General features: G+C 37.4%; 19 protein-coding genes. All 19 read left to right on the top strand.

Features of this window, described 5'->3' with window-relative positions:
• The first annotated feature begins 3 nt into the window (after positions 1-3).
• A complete protein-coding gene (locus BFM98_RS15160) occupies positions 4-2,076 on the top strand; it encodes a chemotaxis protein CheA (RefSeq protein ID WP_066037806.1) in 2,073 nt (690 codons plus the stop codon).
• Positions 2,077-2,103: 27 nt separating this feature from the next.
• Positions 2,104-2,550, top strand: coding sequence for a chemotaxis protein CheW (locus BFM98_RS15155; RefSeq protein ID WP_004269272.1), 447 nt, complete (start codon positions 2,104-2,106; stop codon positions 2,548-2,550).
• A gap of 9 nt (positions 2,551-2,559) precedes the next feature.
• A complete protein-coding gene (locus BFM98_RS15150; protein ID WP_004269270.1) occupies positions 2,560-3,192 on the top strand; it encodes a chemotaxis protein CheC in 633 nt (210 codons plus the stop codon).
• Position 3,193: 1 nt separating this feature from the next.
• Positions 3,194-3,697, top strand: a complete 504-nt coding sequence (locus BFM98_RS15145) for a chemotaxis protein CheD (RefSeq protein WP_004269269.1) — start codon at positions 3,194-3,196, stop codon at positions 3,695-3,697.
• Positions 3,697-4,068, top strand: a complete 372-nt coding sequence (locus BFM98_RS15140) for a hypothetical protein (RefSeq protein ID WP_048391584.1) — start codon at positions 3,697-3,699, stop codon at positions 4,066-4,068. The genes BFM98_RS15145 and BFM98_RS15140 overlap by 1 nt, the downstream gene beginning before the upstream one ends.
• Before the next feature lie 371 nt (positions 4,069-4,439).
• Positions 4,440-4,841 carry a nucleoside deaminase gene (locus BFM98_RS15135; protein WP_048391582.1) on the top strand — a complete coding sequence of 134 codons (402 nt, stop codon included), beginning with the start codon at positions 4,440-4,442 and terminating at the stop codon, positions 4,839-4,841.
• A gap of 22 nt (positions 4,842-4,863) precedes the next feature.
• Positions 4,864-6,087, top strand: a complete 1,224-nt coding sequence (locus BFM98_RS15130; protein ID WP_066037805.1) for an amidohydrolase — start codon at positions 4,864-4,866, stop codon at positions 6,085-6,087.
• 28 nt (positions 6,088-6,115) lie between these two features.
• Entirely contained in the window at positions 6,116-7,336 is a 1,221-nt protein-coding gene (locus tag BFM98_RS15125) for an amidohydrolase (RefSeq protein WP_048391578.1), read from the top strand.
• 435 nt (positions 7,337-7,771) lie between these two features.
• Positions 7,772-8,542, top strand: coding sequence for a FliA/WhiG family RNA polymerase sigma factor (locus BFM98_RS15120; RefSeq protein WP_036080567.1), 771 nt, complete (start codon positions 7,772-7,774; stop codon positions 8,540-8,542).
• Between the two features lie 23 nt (positions 8,543-8,565).
• Positions 8,566-8,868 (top strand): hypothetical protein, encoded by a 303-nt coding sequence (locus BFM98_RS15115; protein WP_048391575.1) that lies wholly within the window; start codon positions 8,566-8,568, stop codon positions 8,866-8,868.
• A gap of 9 nt (positions 8,869-8,877) precedes the next feature.
• Positions 8,878-9,456 carry a hypothetical protein gene (locus BFM98_RS15110; RefSeq protein WP_048391573.1) on the top strand — a complete coding sequence of 193 codons (579 nt, stop codon included), beginning with the start codon at positions 8,878-8,880 and terminating at the stop codon, positions 9,454-9,456.
• A 156-nt stretch (positions 9,457-9,612) separates the two neighbouring features.
• Positions 9,613-10,332: a 30S ribosomal protein S2 gene (gene rpsB / locus BFM98_RS15105; protein ID WP_004269262.1), complete on the top strand. Its 720-nt coding sequence runs from the start codon at positions 9,613-9,615 to the stop codon at positions 10,330-10,332.
• Positions 10,333-10,433: 101 nt separating this feature from the next.
• On the top strand, positions 10,434-11,321 hold the full coding sequence (gene tsf / locus BFM98_RS15100; RefSeq protein WP_066037804.1) for a translation elongation factor Ts: 888 nt from the start codon (positions 10,434-10,436) through the stop codon (positions 11,319-11,321).
• Between the two features lie 216 nt (positions 11,322-11,537).
• On the top strand, positions 11,538-12,263 hold the full coding sequence (gene pyrH / locus BFM98_RS15095; protein ID WP_004269260.1) for a UMP kinase: 726 nt from the start codon (positions 11,538-11,540) through the stop codon (positions 12,261-12,263).
• The gene (frr, locus tag BFM98_RS15090) at positions 12,263-12,820 is read left to right on the top strand and encodes a ribosome recycling factor (protein WP_004269259.1); all 558 of its coding nucleotides are present in this window, start codon (positions 12,263-12,265) and stop codon (positions 12,818-12,820) included. Before pyrH ends, frr begins: the two co-directional genes overlap by 1 nt.
• Positions 12,821-13,129: 309 nt before the next feature.
• A complete protein-coding gene (locus BFM98_RS15085) occupies positions 13,130-13,924 on the top strand; it encodes an undecaprenyl pyrophosphate synthase (protein WP_004269258.1) in 795 nt (264 codons plus the stop codon).
• Positions 13,921-14,721, top strand: coding sequence for a phosphatidate cytidylyltransferase (locus BFM98_RS15080; RefSeq protein ID WP_066037803.1), 801 nt, complete (start codon positions 13,921-13,923; stop codon positions 14,719-14,721). Before BFM98_RS15085 ends, BFM98_RS15080 begins: the two co-directional genes overlap by 4 nt.
• Positions 14,722-14,783: 62 nt before the next feature.
• A complete protein-coding gene (dxr, locus tag BFM98_RS15075) occupies positions 14,784-15,929 on the top strand; it encodes a 1-deoxy-D-xylulose-5-phosphate reductoisomerase (RefSeq protein WP_004269256.1) in 1,146 nt (381 codons plus the stop codon).
• Positions 15,930-15,975: 46 nt separating this feature from the next.
• Positions 15,976-17,238, top strand: a complete 1,263-nt coding sequence (gene rseP, locus BFM98_RS15070; protein ID WP_066037802.1) for an RIP metalloprotease RseP — start codon at positions 15,976-15,978, stop codon at positions 17,236-17,238.
• Positions 17,239-17,337 lie beyond the last annotated feature (99 nt).

The raw sequence follows: 17,337 nt of genomic DNA, 5'->3' as shown, positions 1-17,337 counted from the left end.
CTTATGGAAGTCAATCAATATTTAGAGATGTTTATTGAAGAAAGTAAAGAGCATTTACAAGCGTGTAGTGAACATTTATTAGAATTAGAAAAAAATCCAGATGATTTGGCAATTGTTGGGGAAATATTCCGCTCTGCACACACATTAAAAGGTATGTCTGCCACAATGGGCTTCGAAGATTTAGCAGATTTAACCCATAAAATGGAGAATGTTTTAGATGCCATCCGTAACGAGAAGATTCATGTTACACCTGAAATTTTAGATGTCGTATTTGAATCTGTTGATCATTTAGAAGAAATGGTAATGGATATTGCTAACGGTGGAGATGGTAAGCGTGATGTTTCCTCAACTGTCGCACAACTAAAGCGTATAGAACTAGGTGAGGAAGTAATACCAGAGGTGGTAGCACCGGTTGCTGCACCGGTTGTTGAAAGTGTATTAGAATATGATTCGTTTGAACAAACAGTCATTACACAATCGGCTGAACAAGGCTTTAATGCTTTTGAAATTTCAGTAACATTACGTGAGGATTGCCTTCTTAAGGCAGCACGTGTATTTATGGTGTTTGAGATTTTAGAAAAAGATGGGGATGTCATTAAATCAAGTCCATCTGTTGAAAAGCTAGAAGATGAGCAGTTTGATCAACAATTTTATGTAGCTTTTGTCACAAAAACAACAGCTGAGGATATGCAGAAAAAGCTAATGAAAGTTTCTGAAGTTGATGAGGTTATTGTGACTACAATTGACCAAAGGAAATTTAGTGAAAAAGTATTTGAAGCGCACCAAGAAGTAGCAGCTACTGCAACAGCAGTGGCTGAGGTAGCCGCAATACCAACAAATACGCCTGCTGCTAAAGCCGAGCCTGTTGCAAAACCTGCTAAAGAAGCTACACCTTCCAAGGCTGACAAAAATCATGCACCTGTAGGTAATAAAACAATTCGTGTAAATATTGAACGTCTAGATATTTTAATGAACTTGTTTGAAGAGCTTGTCATTGATCGTGGTCGATTGCAATCTATCTCTACTGAAGTAAATCATGGCGAACTAAATGAAACAGTAGAGCGTATGAGTCGTGTGATGGGTGATTTGCAAACTATTATTTTAACAATGCGAATGGTACCTGTAGAAACAGTTTTCAATCGTTTCCCGAAAATGATTCGTCAGCTATCACGTGATTTAAATAAGAAAATCAACCTTGAAATTATTGGTGCTGAAACCGAACTAGATCGTACAGTAATCGATGAAATTGGAGATCCGCTTGTTCACTTGATTCGTAATTCTGTGGATCATGGCATTGAGAATCCAACTGCTCGTCGTGCAAAAGGCAAGCCTGAAGAAGGAACGGTCGTATTGCGTGCCTATCATAGCGGAAATTACGTTTTTATTGAAATTGAAGACGATGGCGCGGGCATAAATCGAGAAAAAGTATTAGCGAAAGCTATTTCAAAAGGTATTGTTACACAAGAACAATCCTATTCAATGTCTGATAAACAAATTAATGAGCTTATTCTAGCTTCAGGCTTCTCCACTGCAGATGTTATTTCAGATGTATCTGGTCGTGGAGTAGGTTTAGATGTTGTAAAAACAACGATTGAATCACTAGGTGGCAATATTTCAATTGAATCAACACAGGATGTTGGATCCATCTTCTCGATTCAATTACCACTGACATTATCAATTATTTCAGTTATGCTTGTGGAGATTGAAAAGGAAATTTATGCAATTCCACTATCTTCTATTATTGAAACATCTATTATCCGTTCATCAGAGATTATGAATGCGCATAATCAAAAAGTAATCGACTTCCGTGGCAAAGTTGTGCCGTTGGTATTCTTAGAGGAAATCTTTGAGGTACCTCGTCAAGAGCATCAAGATGAAGAATTCCACTCAGTAGTGATCGTCCGTAAAGGTGAAAAACTTGCTGGTTTAGTGGTGGATTCATTCATTGGCCAACAAGAAATTGTCTTGAAGTCTTTAGGAAATTACTTAACAAATATCTTTGCCATTTCAGGAGCAACAATCTTAGGCAATGGTAAAGTAGCCTTAATTGTAGATTGCAACGCACTAATTAAATAAGGTGAATGAATAAGAGAGGTGTAAAGTATGACAAATGCAGTGGAGCAAGAAAGTATTAAAGTAATAGTTTTTCAGTTAGCAGATAAAGAATATGCAATTCCAGTGTCCCATGTTCAAGGAATTGAGAAATTAATGCATATTACTCGTGTACCGAAAACAGCGAAATACGTAAAAGGTGTAATCAATCTACGAGGTGTTGTCACACCAATTGTGGATTTACGTGAACGTTTTGAATTACCTATTTCTGAACATGAAGAAACAACACGCATTATTATTATTTCATTAGAAGATATGGAAGTAGGCTTTGTAGTGGATTCCGCTAACGACGTTATCGATATTCCTGCAAGTGCTATTGAACCGCAACCAGAAGTCGTTGGCTCACTTGAAGAAGAATTTATTTCAGGCGTTGCTAAAGTAGAGAAGCGATTATTAATCTTATTACATTTAGAAAAAGTATTAAATCCACTAAAGTAGGGATCGATAATGACATTTAATCAAAAAATTACATCACTACATTTAGATGTATTAAAGGAGATTGGAAACATCGGTGCTGCGCATGCCGCGACAGCACTTTCCAATTTACTTGGGAAAAAAATTGATATGCGTGTTCCAAAGGTAGAGATGGTGTCCTTTAACGATATGATGGAGTTGGCTGGCGGATCAGAAAACGTAGTTGTTGGCATTTACCTTCGTATTGAAGGTGATGCAGAGGGAAGTATGTTCTTTATTTTACCTATCGAACAAGCAAACCGCTTTATACGTCGGCTTATTTTCGATGACTCTTTTGACTTTAAAAAACGACCTGTTTCAGAGTTAGGTTTATCAGCTATGCAAGAAATGGGTAATATTTTATCGGGCTCCTATTTATCTGCCTTATCGGATTTTACTAATTTAAAAATTTATCCAACTGTGCCAGGTCTAAGTGTTGATATGTTTGGAGCTATAATAAGCATTGGTTTAATAGAATTATCTCATGTCAGTGATAATGTTATTGTGATAAATACATCCATTTTTGAAGAAGGTGTGGAAGACCATGAAACGGTGAGGGGCCATTTCTTCCTACTACCAGATCCTGACTCGTTTGATGCCATTTTTAAAGCATTAGGGGTTTCGTGATATGTTAACCAATAGTAGTGGACAAGTGATTAAAGTGGGAATTGCACAAATGGATGTAGTAAAGCTACCTAACACGATTCGAACTTCTGGTCTTGGTTCATGTGTTGGTGTTATTTTGTATGATGAGTCAAAAAAAATTGCTGGTTTAATCCATGTGATGTTACCAGATTCAAGTTTAGGAAGAGCTGAGTCAATCAATGTCGCGAAATTTGCAGATTCTGGGATTGCTGCAATGATTGATTTACTAAAGTTAGAAGGCGTTCAAAAATTTAAACTCAAGGCAAAAATTGCAGGGGGTGCGCAGATGTTCCAATTTACTTCCGACAAAGATACAATGCGTATTGGTCCCCGTAATGTAGAAGCTGTCAAAAATGAATTAAAGAGGCAGGGCATCCCTTTAGTGGCCGAGGATACTGGTGGAAATAGTGGTAGAACGATTGAATTTAATCCTGCAACGTCGATATTACATATCCGAACAGTTAACCAGGGAGTGAGTGAAATCTAATGTTTGGTTCTATATTTTACAATCTATGGGGAGCATTAATTGCCTTTTCTATTTATTTTTTTAGTACATTTCAAAAACCATTTACGCCTCTGCGAATCCTGATTGGCTCTTTTATTGTAGCAATCATCGCATTTTTTGTAATGTTTATTGTACGTTTTCTAATTGCTTACATCTTGTTTACACCAGAGGAAGATGAGGAAGCAGTTGAAGTCGATAGAGAAGAAAAGGAACTTGAATCAATAGAAGGCGTAAAACAAGAAGTGCCAATAGCTAATTCCACGGTTGAATTTCAAGATGAAAATTCCGAGGAAATTGCACAAGTAGTAAGAACGATGATGAATCGAGAAGAAGATCAACAAGTAAATGCGTAAAAGTAAGAGTCGTGACTAACGACTCTTTTTTATTTTGGCTTTGGAGTTTGTAGTATACGAAAAACTTAAGTGAAATTAATTATTTTTATATTATTCATATATATAGTCCTCATGTTAGCATATTTATACAAAGGAAATAGCTTTAAATCTAAAAACTCCAAAATATAAAAATGTAGCTTGTCCGGGGAATTTATCAACTGAAAAGATATTGATTATGGCACCATTTACTGGTCTTGTAAGAGAAACACCTCAGACGGCAGTGCTTAGTTTTTCACAGGAGGATGTATTGGCAGTAGCATATTTCCAATAAATGGTCCATTTCAATATATAAAAAGAAAAGAGAATTTCGCTTTTTCTAGGAGGGGAACGACATGAAATCTCATGACTTTATGAAACAAGCACTTGAGTTAGCTAAAGAAAATGAAAGAACAAAACATGGTGCTCCTTTTGGTGCAATTGTAGTTAAAAATGGACAGATTATTGGCTCTGGTGTAAATGAGGTTGCAATCACCAATGATTTGACGAATCATGCAGAGATTCAAGCAATCCGTCAAGCTTGTCACGCACTGAAAACGACCAATTTAGAAGGTTGTGAAATGTATGCAAGTACAGAACCTTGTCCTATGTGTTTGAGTGCCATTTACTATTCTAAAATTTCTACAGTTTATTATTTTAATGCTAGTAATCCTAGTCAAGATTATATCTATCATGAACTTTCTTTACCCCATCAGGAGAGGGCCATTCAAATGGTTCATCTAGCTATCAATCTTTAATAAATTTCGGGAGGTTCAATCAATGATACCAACAGCGTATTGGCTAACAAATGTACGATTAGAAACAGGATATCATTACGATAATGGGGTCGTTATAGGAACAAAAACTGCACTTTTTAATGTACAAGTAGAAAGTGGTGAAATAAACCAAATTCTTAGCGTAGATCAGCCTTTAAAAACTGATTTGCCTAAGCGAGATGCACATGGTTACTTAATGCTCCCTTCTTTTAGAGATATGCATATTCATATAGATAAAACCTATTTTGGTGGACCATGGAAGGCTCCTTCGATTCCCACAGAAGGTCTTATTACAAGATTAAAAGAAGAAGAGATTCTACTGCCAAGCTTATTGCCTGTTGCAGAGGAACGAGCAAAAAAGTTACTAGATTTGCTTATACATGCAGGATCAACACATATTCGTACTCATTGTAATATTGATCCATTTATTGGGTTGAAAAATTTAGAAGCAGTCTTAAGAGCTAAAGAGGCTTACAAAGATAAAGTTGATTTAGAGGTTGTCGCTTTCCCACAACATGGCCTCTTACGTAGTAAATCCATTTCTTTAGTAAGGGAAGCTTTGCGAAGTGGAGCGTCTCTAGTAGGCGGTGTAGACCCTGCATCGATTGATGAAAATATAGAAAAATCCTTACAAACGGTGATGGAATTAGCGGTAGAAGCTGATGCAAATGTTGATTTGCATATCCATGATCCTGGTCATCTTGGTATTTTTACCTTTAAACGATTAGCTGCATTAACGGAGGAAGCGGGTTGGCATGGCCGAGTGACAATTAGTCATGCCATGGCCTTAGCCGATGTTTCAACTAATGAAGCAAGTGAAGTGGCAGCGTTACTAGCTCATCACGGTATTGACATTACTTCGTCTGTTCCATTGGATCATACCATTCCTATTCCGTTATTAGATCAAAAAGGTGTTCAAATCTCTTTGGGTGAAGATAGTATTACAGATCACTGGTCCCCGTTTGGTATAGGTGACAGCCTAGAAAAACTAGGCACGCTAGCTGAACGCTTTGGCTTAAGTGATGAACGTTCACTTAGTCAAAGTCTAAAGTATATTGCTGGCGGCATAACACCTTTAAACAAGGATGGACAGCCCCAATGGCCGAAAATTGGAGATATGGCGAATGTCGTGTTTGTAGATGCAACTTGCTCAGCAGAAGCAGTTGCAAGAAGAGCAAGAAGAGTGGCGGTGCTCTTTACAGGGAAAATAGTTGCGGGTGAGCTTTAATTTTTGAAGAAGAAAGGATAAATCTGAAATGAATTCTACTTTTTGGTTAACAAATGTACGTCTTGAAACAGATTATCACTTTGAAAACGACACGATTACTAAAACGAACTCGGCTTGTTCTCATCTATTCATTAAAGATGGGAAAATTGCAGAAATAGTTTCTGCTGATAGCCTATTAGATGATGATTATCCAAAAAAAGATATGAAACAGCTATTAGCACTACCTTCATTTATAGAAAAACATTGTCATTTGGATAAAACTCTGTTGAGCGACAAATGGCGGGCAGTTACACCAGTGAATAATATTTTTGAACGTTGTGAAATTGAAAAAGAGGTACTTCCAACCTTACATACAACTACGCAACAACGCGCTGAGAAACTACTTAGTCGTTATGTCCAGTTTGGAGTTACACATGTACGTACGCATGTGGATTTATATCCTGAGGTAGGGTTGAAAAATTTAGAAGAGGTTCAAAAAGCTTTACAAAATTTTGAAGGAAAGTTGTCTTATGAAATCGTTGCCTTTCCTCAACATGGTCTATTACGAACAAAGGCAACCAATTTAATAAGGGAGGCTCTACGTTTTGGGGCAGGATTTGTAGGAGGTGTCGATCCAGCTACTGTGGATGGAGATATTGAGGCTTCCTTACAACAAATGGTGGAACTCGCTGTTGAAGGAAACGCAGGGATTGACTTGCATCTGCATGACCCAGATCAATTGGGTACTTTTACAATGAAGAGATTAGCCCAATTAACAAAGGAAGCTGGTTTACAAGGCAAAGTAGCCATTAGCCATGCCTTTGGGCTAGGAGATGTTTCACACTCTGAGGCAGAAGAAATGGCGGACATCTTACGTGATGCAGGTATTACGATTGTGACGAGTGTCCCCCTGCGTAGAAAGTTTCCACCTGTTGGTTTATTACACAGTAAAGGAGTACCCGTTGCAATTGGGTGTGACAATATCTTTGATGTTTGGTCCCCATTTGGTAACGGAGATTTATTAGAACGAGCTGGTCGTTTGGCAAAAAGCTCAGGTTGGGGAGATGAACGCTCATTAGCCCAAACCCTTCAATTTATTACAGGGGGAAAAATCCCACTCAATCAATCAGGTGAGCAAACATGGCCAAAAGTGGGAGATAGTGCAAATATGGTGTTTGTGGAGGCTTCTTGCTCTGCTGAAGCAATTGCTCGAAGATCTCTACGTAAGGCAACTATATTCAATGGAAACTTTGTCTCTAGTTCGATTTAAAGCATAATTTATTATAAAGAGTGTTTTTTTTTATTGGGTATTATTGCTCTTTTGTTTAATTTGTTCTTTGCTCTACAGTAGTGCTAAAACTAAATCAAAAGAATTCAGTAACTTCTTAGTAAAAGCTTAATCATATCCAACTGTATCCAAGTGTCATTACACAATGAGGATACAGTTTTTCTATGTCTTTCAAAAACAAAGGAATATATTAGAGACTAAGAGAAACAAATGAAATTATAGTCGATTCTTGTTATAATATAGGAAAGATGGCAACTGCTTATCGGGCTTTAACGATTCAGGCTCACGTCTAGATTAGCTTAAATGTGGATTTTTATAAAAAACAACTAAGAAATCCTGTTGAATGATAAATTTTAAGAGCGCAAGTAGTCGTTAGTAAACAGGCGTGAAAAAGCGTTTTTTAGAGAGGTGGATTTCATGACACAACCAATTCTGAACGATGAGCAAAAACTGTGGAATCGCTGGATACATGAGCGTGATCCCGATGCTGGTGATTTACTTATAAAAAAATACATTTCTTTAGTATCTTATCATGTCCAACGTATTGGTGCAGGTCTGCCCAAAAGCGTATCACGAGACGATTTAACGAGCTTAGGGATGGTAGGACTTTTTGATGCATTAAATAAATTTGACATTAACAGAGATTTAAAATTTGATACATATGCTTCGTTTAGAGTAAGAGGAGCCATCATCGATGGTTTACGAAAAGAAGACTGGTTACCACGGTCAGCGCGTGAAAAAGCCAAAAAATTAGATGCACAAATTGAACAACTAGAACAAAAATATATGCGTCATGTAACACCTGAGGAACTTGCGGAGCATATGGAAGTATCTGTTGAAGATGTTTATCAAACTGTGCAAGAGCATTTTTTTTCAAATGTTCTTTCTATTAATGAACAACAGGACCAAGAAGAAACAGATGGCAAGTCATTTGTCATACGAGACGATACAACAAAAACACCTGAGCAAGCTATCATTAAATCAGAATTGTTAGATGATCTTGCGGAAAATATTCAGAAACTCAATGAAAAAGAACAGCTTGTCCTTAGTTTATTTTACACGGAGGAGTTAACCTTGACAGAAATTGGTGAAATGCTTGAACTATCAACCTCTCGTATTTCACAAATTCATTCAAAAGCGCTATTAAAGCTACGAAAGCTATTATCTAGTGAAATGATTAATGCGTAAATATCCTTGAGGGAGAGATTCCAATGAGTTTAAAAGGTGTCGAGTTACAGATTGCTATTCCAAAAACATTTGAAGCAGGAAAAATGGTTGATCAGGCACAGCAGCAAGTATTGGCTCAACAAGCACATGCAAATGAAGCATTAAAAAAAGAAGTAGAGCGCAAACAAAAAATTGTCAACACATCAGAAGGTATGGATGAAATTAGTGAGGATGAAGATGCAGGTGGTGAGTATTTAACAGGGATTCATAAAAAGAAAAAAAAGGATCAACAAGAAAAACAGGCACAACATCCGTTTAAAGGGAATTTCGTGGATTTTAGTGGATAGGAGTTTACAATGACAACCATTCTAATAGCGGTGCTATTCTTTTTACAGCTAATTTCATTTTACTTTCTTATCATTTTAAATACAAAGTTAGCAAAGTTTAAAGATTTGGAAAAGAAGCAAGAACGTTTAATGAGAGAAATGGACGACACCATTAGTGTGTATTTAGCTGAAATGAAAGATGAAAATGACCGTCTTATTAAAGAGCTACAAAGTGTCTCACAGTCGGAAATAGCTGCTAGTAGCTTGCATCAAACGGAACAATATATGACACCTCAGGAGCAGCCAACTTTGCCTGTAGTACACGAGGTGAAAAGTGATAGTTCTCTATCTTTAGAGAAAGATGCACGTATCTATGTACCTAAAAATATTGTCGCAAATGCTTATTCACGTCAGCAACATACAAGCTCGAAAATGGTGAAAACAGCTCCACCTCTAAAAGTGGAGGAGCAAAAAGAAGCTGAAAAATTGCTGACAGTGGAACAACAGGCTCTAGAATTAGCAAAACAGGGAAAATCACCAGAGGAAATAGCTAAACAACTGCAAAAGGGTAAAACAGAAATCGAGCTTTTACTGAAATTCCATCACTAAATTGTTGCGAATCGTTAAAAGCTATGATATAGTTGCAAATGGTGTTATTACTACACACGCATTTTGATGCAGTAAGTGGTGCTCTAAGATTAGGGTAGCTTGTTGTAGATGATAAATGCGGAGGATAAAAACCAAACATATTAGGAGGAAATTCACATGTCAGTAATTTCTATGAAACAATTACTTGAAGCTGGTGTACATTTCGGTCACCAAACTCGTCGTTGGAACCCAAAAATGAAGAAATATATCTTCGTTGAACGTAACGGGATCTACATCATCGACTTACAAAAAACTGTTAAAAAATTAGAGGAAGCTTATGACTTCATGCGTCAAGTTGGTCAAGACGGTGGTAAAGTTCTTTTCGTTGGTACGAAAAAACAAGCACAAGAAGCGATCAAAGATGAAGCTGAACGTTCAGGCAACTACTACATCAACCAACGTTGGTTAGGTGGTACTCTTACAAACTTCGGTACAATTCAAAAACGTGTTGCACGTATGAAACAAATCGAAAAAATGGAAGAAGAAGGAACTTTCGAAGTTCTTCCTAAAAAAGAAGTAATCCAACTTAAAAAAGAACACGAACGTCTAATCAAATTCTTAGGCGGTATCCGTGATATGCACGATCTTCCAGACGTAATGTTCGTGGTTGACCCACGTAAAGAACGTATTGCGGTTGCAGAAGCTCGTAAATTAAACATCCCTCTAGTAGGTATTGTTGATACTAACTGTGATCCAGATGAAATCGACTACGTAATCCCTGCTAATGATGATGCTATTCGCGCTGTTAAACTTTTAACTGCTAAAATGGCTGACGCTTTAATCGAGTCAAAACAAGGTGAAGAAGAAGCTCCAGCTGTAGAAGCTGCTGCTGAGTAATTCACGTTTACAAAAAGGTGATAAGTGGCTCAAAACCCTTATCACCTTTTTTAGAACCTATCATTAAATTATGTTCAACCAATTTGAGGAGGAAACACTAAATGGCAAACATTACTGCACAATTAGTAAAAGAATTACGCGAAAAAACTGGCGCTGGAATGATGGATTGTAAAAAAGCGTTAGTACAAACTGATGGCGACTTAGAAGCTGCAATCGATTTCCTACGTGAAAAAGGTCTTTCTTCAGCTGCTAAAAAAGCTGACCGTATCGCTGCAGAAGGTACAACTTATATTTTAGAACAAGGTAACGAAGCAATCATCCTTGAAGTAAACGCTGAAACTGACTTTGTTGCGAAAAACGATAAATTCCAAGTATTAGTTGCATCTTTAGCTGAGCAATTACTTGCTGCTAAACCTGCATCAGTTGAAGCTGCTTTAGAGCTTGCAAATGCTGAAGGCGTAAAAATTGTAGATCAAATCTCAACTGCTATTGCAACAATTGGAGAAAAAATTACACTTCGTCGTTTCGAAGTTAAAACAAAAACTGATGCAGATGCATTCGGTTCATACTTACACATGGGCGGCCGTATCGGTGTATTAGTAACTTTAGAAGGCTCTACTGATGCAGCAGCTGCTAAAGATGTTGCTATGCACATTGCAGCAATTAACCCAACTTATGTTTCTCGTGATGAAGTTTCTGCTGAGGAAGTTGAACGTGAGCGTAAAGTATTAACTGAACAAGCTCTTAACGAAGGTAAACCAGAAAACATCGTTGCAAAAATGGTTGAAGGCCGTCTTGGTAAATATTTCGAAGATGTTTGCTTACTTGACCAAACTTTCGTTAAAAACTCAGATCAAAAAGTACGTGATTTTGTAGCTTCAACTGGTGGTTCTGTAAACGGCTTTGTACGTTACGCTGTTGGTGAAGGTATCGAAAAACGTGAAGATAACTTTGCAGAAGAAGTAATGAGCCAAGTTAAAGGTAACTAATTTAGCTTGCATTTGATTCTAATCAAATAATATCTAGATTATCTAGACAAAAAAATGGGGAACACAACATAGCGTGTTCCCTATTTTTCCGAAGTGAATGAAAAAATGAAGATAATTTTCTATTCTGCCTTATTCACAACTAGCAATTATTGTTAGATATACTATAATGGAAAAGGGAATAGGGATGTTTTAAATAAAGTCTTACGGAGGTTTACAATGAGTGTACCGCAATATAAACGAGTAGTTATTAAACTAAGTGGTGAAGCGTTAGCTGGAGAAGCGGGCTTCGGTTTATCACCAAAAATAATCAAGTCTGTTGCAGAAGAAGTAAAAGAAGTAGTAGATCTTGATGTAGAAGTTGCTGTTGTTGTAGGTGGCGGTAATATATGGCGGGGGAAAATAGGTAGTGAAATGGGAATGGATCGTGCTGCTGCGGACTACATGGGCATGCTGGCAACCGTAATGAACTCCCTAGCTTTACAAGATGCACTTGAAAAATTAGGCATTGAAACACGTGTTCAATCTTCTATTGTGATGACTCAAGTAGCGGAGCCATACATTCGTCGTAAAGCAGTTAGACATCTTGAAAAAAAGCGTGTCGTTATCTTTGCAGCAGGGACAGGTAATCCGTTCTTCTCTACTGATACGACTGCCGCATTACGAGCAGCAGAAATTGATGCTGATGCTATTTTAATGGCTAAAAACAATGTCGATGGCGTTTATTCAGCGGATCCTAAAGTGGATGAGACAGCCATTAAATATGATACACTCACATACTTAGACGTTATCCAACAAGGCTTACAAGTAATGGATTCAACGGCTTCAACTTTATGTATGGATAACGATATCCCGCTAATTGTTTTCTCAATTACGGAGCCGGGTAACATTAAACGTGCTGTACAAGGCGAAAAAATCGGAACAGTTGTTAGGAGGAATGTATAATGGCTAAACAAGTTTTAGAACAAGCTAAAGAAAAAATGAACAAAACAATCGCAGCTTTCTCACGCGAACTAGCATCTATTCGTGCAGGTCGTGCGAACGCATCTCTATTAGATCGTATTTCGGTTGATTACTATGGAGCAGCAACACCAATTAACCAACTTGCGGGTGTTTCTATACCTGAAGCTCGTTTATTAGTAATTACACCTTACGATAAATCAATTTTAGGTGATATTGAAAAAGCAATTATGAAATCAGATATTGGTATCACACCAACAAATGATGGTTCTGTCATTCGTCTTATGATTCCTGCTTTAACAGAAGAGCGTCGTAAGGATCTAGTAAAACAAGTGAAAAAAGAAGCGGAAGATGCAAAAATTGCTGTACGTAATGTTCGTCGTGATGCAAATGATGATTTGAAAAAACTTGAAAAAGCTGGCGAAATCACAGAAGACGATCTACGTGGCTATGGAGAAGATATTCAAAAGTTAACAGATGAATTCATTGTGAAAGTAGATCAAGTAGCGAAAGATAAAGAAAAAGAAATTTTAGAGGTGTAAATAAACCTTTTACACGTCTATGATGGAACTTTTTGATGAGATGAAGGCGTCCTATACTTAACAGGACGTCTTTTCTCTTTATTATTCATAGCCAAATTGCTTACTCAAATAGAGAGCATGTATGAATGTGAAAAGGTCATTAATGATACAATCATCTTTATTTAACAAACTCATTCTTTAATATGTGTATAGTTCTAAAATAAGCTAGTACATACATAGTCAATTTAGAGGGAAAAAAAAGACAAAAGGCGCTTTTGTTTGTTATGATAGGTTAGTATACGTCCGATTAGTTGTAGTGGGGGAGTTAGCATGTTTAAAAAGCTATTAGGTAAACAAATAAATATGGATACACTATCATTGGAGGAGCGTGTGGCCCTAGCTAAAAGCGAGCCGATTCCTGCCCATGTAGCGATTATTATGGACGGAAATGGACGTTGGGCGAAGAAAAGAGCTATGCCACGTGTGGCTGGTCATCATGAAGGAATGAAGACGGTGCGTAAGGTGACGAGATTTGCATCAGACTTGGGTATTAAAGTCTTAACTGTCTATGCATTTTCCACTGAAAATTGGAAGAGACCAAAACCTGAGGTAGATTTTCTTATGCGGCTACCTGTTGAGTTTTTAGGTTCCTTTTTACCAGAAATGATGGAGCGTAATGTACGTGTCGAAATGATTGGAGACCCATCTTTATTACCTGCCCATACACAAAAAGCGTTGTATGAGGCAATGGAAGAAACGAAGCATAATACAGGGCTTATTTTAAATTTTGCGCTGAATTATGGTAGTCGTTCTGAAATGGTCAATGCCATGAAAATGATGCTTCAAAAAGTGCAGGACGGTCAATTAACGATGCAAGACATAACAGAAGATTGCTTAACATCTCATTTAATGACGGCCCATTTACCTGAACCAGATCTTTTAATTCGTACAAGTGGTGAAGTGCGATTAAGTAACTTTATGCTATGGCAGCTCGCCTATACAGAATTTTGGTTTACAGATACATTGTGGCCAGATTTTAGTGAGGAAAACTTACTCGAAGCGGTGGAAAACTATCAGAAACGTAATCGCCGTTACGGTGGGTTGAAGGGAGAAGAAACAACTTGAAACAAAGAATTATTACCGCAATAATTGCAGCAGCACTTTTTATCCCATTCGTTATTTATGGAAAAGTACCATTTGCCTTACTTGTGCTAGCAATGGCTATTGTCGGTTTTTATGAAATACTTAAGATGAAAGGGATTTCCATCTTATCTGTGCCTGGCTTCTTAGGACTGATCACTTTAATTTTACTGGTTATCCCGAAAGACTGGAGTGAAAGGGTTGTAGAATTAATAGGCTATTCGTCTAATCTAATGGTAGTCTATGGTCTAATGATGCTACTTCTTATTTACGTGGTTTTAGTAAAAAATAAAATTACTTTTGACGAAGTTGGCTTTATTTTATTAGGCACATTTTATGTGGGATTAGGATTCCATTATCTAATTGAAACTAGAAATGTTGGATTAGAGTATGTTGTCTATTGCTTATTAGTTGTTTGGACAACGGATTCAGGTGCCTATTTTGTAGGTAGAAAATTAGGGAAAAATAAGTTATGGCCAGAAATTTCACCTAAGAAAACGATCGAAGGCTTTATAGGTGGAATAGTCATTGCTGTTATTTTTGCAGTAGGTATGCAACTCATTTACCCATTCGCAAATGGTTATATATCACTTGTTTTTGTAACGATTTTTGCCTCAATTATTGGTCAAATGGGCGATTTGGTAGAATCTGCTATTAAACGTCACTTTGATGTAAAAGATTCAGGCAATATTTTACCAGGGCATGGAGGAATTTTAGATCGCTTTGATAGTCTATTATTTGTCGTGCCTCTACTTCATTTTTTACATTTATTTGGTAATTAATTGTATAGGAAAAGACATTTTGCTAAATCATTTGCTTAGATAGAAAAAGGGGACAATTTGTTGTGAAAAAAATTAGTTTATTAGGTGCAACTGGTTCAATTGGTTGGCAAACCTACGATATCTTAAAAGAACAACGTGATGCTTTTCAATTAGTAGCTTTTTCATCAGGAAAGAACCTAGAGAAAACGCGAGAAATGATTGAAACATTAAAGCCCGAATTAGTTTCTGTGCAATTAGAAGAAGACGCACTAACACTAGCTAAAGAGTTTCCAAATATCCAATTTACGTTTGGAGCAAAAGGACTTGTAGAGGTCGCAACACATCCAGATTCGACTGTACTTGTCAATGCTGTGCTTGGAAGTGTAGGCCTTGAATCAACATTAGCAGCCATTCGTATGGGCAAAACGATTGCTATTGCTAATAAAGAAACGCTTGTAACTGCTGGTCATTTAGTGATGGCAGAGGCCAAAAAATACAAAGTAGCCATCTTGCCTGTAGATAGTGAGCACTCTGCCATCTTCCAATCGATGAATGGTGAGAATCCGAAAAATATCGAACGTTTGATTATTACCGCTTCTGGTGGTAGCTTCCGTGATAAAACACGAGAACAATTAAAACACGTGACGGTCGCAGATGCACTGAATCATCCAAACTGGTCTATGGGTGCTAAGATTACGATAGATTCCGCTACAATGATGAATAAGGGATTAGAAGTCATCGAAGCACATGTTTTATTTGATATGCCTTATGATAAAATAGATGTACTTTTGCATAGAGAAAGTATTATTCACTCTCTAGTTGAGTATCATGATACTAGTGTTATTGCTCAGCTAGGTACACCCGATATGCGTGTGCCAATCCAATATGCTTTAAGCTACCCAGACCGTATACCATTACAAAATGGTCAGCGACTAAATTTAGCGCAAATTGGTCAACTACATTTTCAAGAGATGGACTTTGAGCGATACCCTGCTTTGCGTTTAGCGTATGAGGCTGGTCGTATGGGTGGTACGATTCTGACAGCAATGAATGCAGCAAACGAAGCGGCAGTTGCAGCCTTTTTACAAGGGAAAATCACATTCCTTGAAATTGATGAGACGATTGAACGTGTGATGCAGGCACACCAAAACATTGCAGTACCAGATTTACAAACCATATTACATGTGGATAGTGAGACAAGAAAAATAGTGTTAGACATGGTAAAATAACGAAAGCACTGTATCGTTAACTAATCGCTATTAAAGGTGGGGTATTATGCAAACAGCCATTGCATTTATATTAATATTTGGTATGCTCGTCTTCTTCCATGAACTTGGACATTTCTTATTCGCCAAACGTGCAGGTATCTTAGTACGTGAATTTGCGATCGGAATGGGTCCCAAAATTTATGGAAAAACGCATGGTGAAACAATGTATACTATTCGATTATTACCAATCGGGGGATACGTACGTATGGCCGGCGAGGATATGGATGGCACGGAATTACAGCCAGGCTACCGAATAGGGCTTATTGTGAATGAAGATAATGTTGTTAAAAAAATTATTTTCAATCAAAATAATAAGCAGTTACCAGATTTATTATTTTTAGAAGTTGAACGCGCCGATTTAGAGAAGGAGTTATTTGTAGAGGGTTATGATGAAGAAGAACGTCTAGTTCGTTATCAAGTAGCTAGAGACTGTGTACTTGTGGAAAATGTTCGTGAACTTGTCATTGCGCCACACGATCGTCAATTTAATGCAAAGACAGTTGGTCAACGAGCAATGACTATCTTTGCAGGCCCTTTGTTTAACTTTATTCTCGCATTTGTGATTTATTTAGTGATTGGATTGATCCATGGTGTACCAACATACGAGCCAATTATCACAGAAGTAGTAGAGAATGATCCAGCTGCACAGGCAGGGATGCTGGCAGGAGATAGAGTAACAGCTATTAACGGACAAGCAGTTGAAAAATGGCAAGATTTAGCTGCAATCGTTCAAGATCATCCAAACGAAGATATTGCTGTGACAGTTGAACGAAATGGACAATCAGTGAACTTAAATATGACCGTTAAGGAAATCCAGCAGGATGGCGAGAAATATGGTCAAATAGGTGTACGCTATGAAAGTCCCAGAGAATTTAACCCATTAAAGGCAGTTGTTTATGGAGCTCAAGAAACCTATAATATGACAGTGAAAATATTTGAACTATTAGGTATGCTAATTACTGGTAAGTTCACAATAGACGCACTTTCAGGTCCTGTAGGTATTTATAAAGCAACAGAGCAAGTTGCCCAGTATGGTATTATGAACCTAATGAATTGGGCAGCAATGCTAAGTATTAACTTAGGAATTATGAACCTACTTCCATTACCAGCACTTGACGGAGGCCGTTTATTATTCTTTGGCTTTGAAGCTTTACGTGGTAAACCAATTGACCGTCAAAAAGAAGGTATTGTACATTTTGTAGGAATCGTCCTACTCATGATTCTAATGGTGGTTGTTACATGGAACGATATACAAAGATTTTTCTTTTAATTCATTTACAGTTAAATGAAATTTGATTTCCTAGCTTTGAGCGCAATTTCGATGAAACATTGCGCTCAAAGCTAAATTTGTTTATGCTATTGAGAGTAT

It is taken from the genome of Lysinibacillus sp. AR18-8, from assembly GCF_001705465.1.
Lineage (GTDB): Bacteria > Bacillota > Bacilli > Bacillales_A > Planococcaceae > Lysinibacillus > Lysinibacillus capsici.
This window is presented reverse-complemented; position numbering and strand designations above follow the sequence as displayed.

Bases quoted from the DNA above. Each gene is read 5' to 3' on its own strand.
- BFM98_RS15120 (WP_036080567.1), top strand. From the start codon at position 7,772: ATGACACAACCAATTCTGAACGATGAGCAAAAACTGTGGAATCGCTGG.
- BFM98_RS15135 (WP_048391582.1), top strand. From the start codon at position 4,440: ATGAAATCTCATGACTTTATGAAACAAGCACTTGAGTTAGCTAAAGAA.
- rseP (WP_066037802.1), top strand. From the start codon at position 15,976: ATGCAAACAGCCATTGCATTTATATTAATATTTGGTATGCTCGTCTTC.
- BFM98_RS15140 (WP_048391584.1), top strand. From the start codon at position 3,697: ATGTTTGGTTCTATATTTTACAATCTATGGGGAGCATTAATTGCCTTT.
- frr (WP_004269259.1), top strand. From the start codon at position 12,263: ATGGCTAAACAAGTTTTAGAACAAGCTAAAGAAAAAATGAACAAAACA.
- BFM98_RS15115 (WP_048391575.1), top strand. From the start codon at position 8,566: ATGAGTTTAAAAGGTGTCGAGTTACAGATTGCTATTCCAAAAACATTT.
- tsf (WP_066037804.1), top strand. From the start codon at position 10,434: ATGGCAAACATTACTGCACAATTAGTAAAAGAATTACGCGAAAAAACT.
- BFM98_RS15085 (WP_004269258.1), top strand. From the start codon at position 13,130: ATGTTTAAAAAGCTATTAGGTAAACAAATAAATATGGATACACTATCA.
- BFM98_RS15110 (WP_048391573.1), top strand. From the start codon at position 8,878: ATGACAACCATTCTAATAGCGGTGCTATTCTTTTTACAGCTAATTTCA.
- BFM98_RS15130 (WP_066037805.1), top strand. From the start codon at position 4,864: ATGATACCAACAGCGTATTGGCTAACAAATGTACGATTAGAAACAGGA.
- BFM98_RS15150 (WP_004269270.1), top strand. From the start codon at position 2,560: ATGACATTTAATCAAAAAATTACATCACTACATTTAGATGTATTAAAG.
- pyrH (WP_004269260.1), top strand. From the start codon at position 11,538: ATGAGTGTACCGCAATATAAACGAGTAGTTATTAAACTAAGTGGTGAA.
- rpsB (WP_004269262.1), top strand. From the start codon at position 9,613: ATGTCAGTAATTTCTATGAAACAATTACTTGAAGCTGGTGTACATTTC.
- BFM98_RS15160 (WP_066037806.1), top strand. From the start codon at position 4: ATGGAAGTCAATCAATATTTAGAGATGTTTATTGAAGAAAGTAAAGAG.
- BFM98_RS15155 (WP_004269272.1), top strand. From the start codon at position 2,104: ATGACAAATGCAGTGGAGCAAGAAAGTATTAAAGTAATAGTTTTTCAG.
- BFM98_RS15125 (WP_048391578.1), top strand. From the start codon at position 6,116: ATGAATTCTACTTTTTGGTTAACAAATGTACGTCTTGAAACAGATTAT.
- BFM98_RS15145 (WP_004269269.1), top strand. From the start codon at position 3,194: ATGTTAACCAATAGTAGTGGACAAGTGATTAAAGTGGGAATTGCACAA.